The following is a 3,598-nucleotide window of genomic DNA, read 5'->3' as shown; positions in this document are numbered from 1 at the left end:
CCCCCTCCACCGTCGGTTGGCTATCCGTAGGGGGCACCTACGTCCGCTGTCGGCTCTCCGCAGGACTGGGGGCGCCCCTTCAGGGGCGCGGGGAACTGCGCGAGCAACCAGCGACAACCCGCAGCCGCCGGACGGGCGTAGCGGACCGAGCTCGTGGGCGGCTTTTCAGGGGCGCGGGGAACTGCGCGACAAGCCCCCACCGGACCCGCAGCCGCGCGCCGAGCGCAAGAGTCACCCCGGTGGGCCCAGGGCAGAGCCCTGGGCAACGGCTACGCCTCGCGCAGCAGCGCCGCCACATCCGAGTCCACGTCCAGCCGTCCCCCCTCATGCCCCGCAGGGACCACCGCATAGGACCGCGCCAGAAACCGCCGTACCTCCGCCGTGGCGATCTGCACCATCGCGATGCCCTCGGGCGCGTGGAACTCCAGGACAGTACGGTCTGGTCCGCAGGGCCAGACGTGGACATCGCCCGCGCCCGCCGGGGAGGTCAGCCCGTCGGCCAGCAGTTCGCGGGCGAAGGCCCAGGCGACATCGGCCCCGTCCAGGGAAGCGACCGGGGGAAAGGCGATGTGCACGGCGAAGGGGTCGGAAGGGGCGTAACGCAGTTGCGCGGGAACGGCGCGGTCCTGGGGGGCCGATGCGATCAGCCGTACCTGGACAGCCTGGTCGATGACGGTGGACAACGCGTGCTCCCTTGCGGTCGGTGTGGGGTGGTGCGGGTCCTTGCCTCTCTGCCTCACCTGGAGAGACGGCGGAACCGATCCGGCAGCCACAGCAATCCGGCGTGACCTACGTCACTGTCGCCCGCGTGGCGTGCTGGACGGGCAGCACCGCCAGCACCTCCCAACCACCCCCCGGCACCGGCCCGGCGGTCAGGGAGCCGCCGATCGCGTCGGCGCGCTCGGTGAGGCCGACCAGCCCCAGCCCGCCGCTGTCCTCGGGCGAACGGGGAACGGCCTGCGGGGAGGTGCGTCCGTCGTCGCGCACGGAGACGAAGAGCCGCGCCCCCGCCCCGCGCAGCGACACCTCGACGACCGACGCGCCGGGGCTGTGCCTGGTCACGTTGGACAGGGCCTCGGCGACGATACGGCGGACGGAGGCGGCCAGCTCGGGCGCCAGCCCGGCGTCGAAGCACGGGTCGACGTACAGCGTGACCCGCCTGCCGTCCGGCCCCCGGCGGGAGAAGTCGTCGACGAGCTCCGCGATCCGGTCCAGGCCGGGCAGCGGCTCCCTGGTGGCCTGGTCCTGCTGGAGCACGCGCAGCAGGCGCCGGGCGGAGGTCATGGCCTCGTCACCGGCGTCCTGGATGTCCTTCAGCGAGGCGGCGACGCGCGCGTCCTTGGCCAGGGAACCGGTGGCCTTGGCCATCAGGGTCATCGCCGCGACCTGGTGGGCGACGAAGTCGTGGAGCTCGCCCGCCAGCTCCAGGCGTTCGGCCTCCCGCGCGGCGGCCACCGCCCGGGCCCGCTCCACGTCCCGGTAGCGCAGGCACAGCCCCAGCGCGACGACCCCGGCCACGACCAGGGAGTAGGCGACGACGGTGGCGCCGATCGCGTCGCTGTCCCGTACCGGCGCGGCGAGCACCCCCGCGGCCAGTGCGACGCCGAGCGGCACGGCGGCCCGTACGGGCGTCCGCCACGCGACGAAGGCCAGCAGCACGAGCAGGGCCGCGCTCTCGGTCAGCCCCCAGACCGGCAGGTGCTCCCCCGCGCTGAGCAGATAGCCGGTCGCCGACCAGGAGACGAGCACGGCGGCCACGGCGCGGGGCACGAGCTGCGCCCAGGGCAGCACGCACGCGGCGACCAGCAGTCCGGCGACCCACACCACCAGGTGCGCGTGATGGCCGCCGGCCTGCCCCGGATACACGGCCCCTCGGCTCAGCAGCCGCCCCTCCATCGCCCACAGCCCGCACAGCCCCGCCACCAGCCAGCCGTGACGGCGCCTGGACCGTGAGGGAGGGAGCTGCGCGGGGGGCGAAGGCAGGGTTATGGGGGTCATGCATTCACGTTATGGACGCGCCCACGCCCGGGGGATCGCCCTTCCAGCCACCGGCCATGGGCCAAAAGGATGAATCTTTGACTGTTGCAGATCAGGACGGCAGCTCCTCCCGGTACACCGCCAGCGGCTCCGCCGTCTTCGTCGCGATGAACTTCGTGATCGTGTACTCGCACACGCCCGCCACGGTGAACGGGTCGCTCTTGGTGATCTCCTCCATCTTCGCGCGGTCGTCGCCGACGGCGATGATGATCCCGCCGTCACGCGGGTCCTTGCGGCCGGAGGCGATGAAGACACCCGAGGCGTAGTGGGCGTCGAGCCACGCGACGTGCTCGGCGAGGGCGGCGTCGATGCGCTCCATCGGGGCGATGTAGGTCAGCTCAAGTACGAACATGATCCACAGGCTACGCGCGGGGCGGCCGGGGCCCGCGGACCGCCCCGGCGCGCCCGCCCGGTACGGTGAGGCCACCATGAGCCACACATCTGACGACACGTCCGGCACCCTGCCCGCCGGCTGGCCCGCGACCGAGGCGGAAGCCACCGCCGTCCAGGACGAGTTGCGGGGCCGCGTGGTACTGGACGAGCCGGGTCCGTCGCCCGACGCGCCCCTGGTCGTCGTCGGGGTGGACGTCGCGTACGACGACGAACGGGACGTGGTCGCCGCGGCGGCCGTGGCCCTCGACTCGCTCACCCTGGAGGTCGTCGACCAGGCCACGGCCGTCGGCAGGGTCGCCTTCCCCTACGTCCCCGGGCTGCTCGCGTTCCGGGAGATCCCAACCGTGCTCGCCGCGCTGGACGGCCTGACGGCCACCCCCGGCCTGGTGGTGTGCGACGGCTACGGGCTCGCCCACCCCCGCCGCTTCGGCCTGGCCAGCCACCTCGGCGTACTCACGGGCCTGCCGACGATCGGTGTCGCCAAGAACCCCTTCACCTTCCACCACCGTGAACCGGGGCCGCTCCGCGGGGACATGACCCCGCTCCTCGACGGCGAGGAGGAAGTCGGCCGCGCGGTCCGCACCCGCGACGGCGTCAAACCGGTCTTCGTCTCCGTCGGCCACCGCGTCGGCCTCGACCACGCGTGCGGCTTCGCGTTGCGTCTGACGCGGGGTTTTCGTTTGCCGGAGACGACGCGGGCTGCGGATGCCTTGTGCCGAGCGGCCCTCCGAGCCGCCTCGGGCTGACCCCCTGGGGGCTCCGCCCCCGGGCCCCCCGCGCCTACCGGGGTGCGTCTTGCGCTGCGCGCGCGTCTGCGGCCCCGGTGGGGGCTGGTCGCGCAGTTCCCCGCGCCCCTAAAAGCCGCCCACGAGCTCGATCATCCATGCCCGTCCGGCGGCTGCCGGGCCGTCGCTAGTTGCTCGCGCCGTTCCTCGCGCCCCTGAAAAGCCGCCTGCGAGCTCGGTCAGCCATGCTCGTCCGGCGTCTGCAGGCGCGTCGTGGTTGCTCGCGCAGTTCCCCGCGCCCCTGATGGGGCCGGGCGGAGAGCCGACAGCGGACGCAGGCGCCCCCTACCGGCAGCCGACGTCCGGTGGAGGGGGCGGGGCCGGAGGGCGGGGTTCTGAAACGACGGTGCATGAAACACGGCACCCCATACGAAGCACCCGCA

4 protein-coding genes are annotated in these 3,598 nt (G+C 73.5%); 1 reads left to right on the top strand and 3 read right to left on the bottom strand.

Features of this window, described 5'->3' with window-relative positions; all coding sequences use genetic code 11:
• Positions 1-269: 269 nt before the first annotated feature.
• From K6I34_RS33715 to K6I34_RS33705, 3 genes are all read right to left on the bottom strand, one after another.
• Entirely contained in the window at positions 270-683 is a 414-nt protein-coding gene (locus K6I34_RS33715) for an SsgA family sporulation/cell division regulator (protein WP_229331848.1), read from the bottom strand.
• A gap of 106 nt (positions 684-789) precedes the next feature.
• Entirely contained in the window at positions 790-1,998 is a 1,209-nt protein-coding gene (locus K6I34_RS33710) for a sensor histidine kinase (RefSeq protein ID WP_229331847.1), read from the bottom strand.
• Positions 1,999-2,089: 91 nt separating this feature from the next.
• Positions 2,090-2,389 carry a YciI family protein gene (locus tag K6I34_RS33705; RefSeq protein ID WP_229331846.1) on the bottom strand — a complete coding sequence of 100 codons (300 nt, stop codon included), beginning with the start codon at positions 2,387-2,389 and terminating at the stop codon, positions 2,090-2,092.
• Between the two features lie 76 nt (positions 2,390-2,465).
• Here K6I34_RS33705 and K6I34_RS33700 point away from each other — a divergent pair, with 76 nt between their 5' ends.
• On the top strand, positions 2,466-3,176 hold the full coding sequence (locus K6I34_RS33700) for an endonuclease V (RefSeq protein ID WP_229331845.1): 711 nt from the start codon (positions 2,466-2,468) through the stop codon (positions 3,174-3,176).
• Positions 3,177-3,598: the final 422 nt, after the last annotated feature.

This window comes from Streptomyces sp. UNOC14_S4, assembly GCF_020740835.1.
In the GTDB taxonomy this organism is placed as follows: domain Bacteria; phylum Actinomycetota; class Actinomycetes; order Streptomycetales; family Streptomycetaceae; genus Streptomyces.
This window is presented reverse-complemented; position numbering and strand designations above follow the sequence as displayed.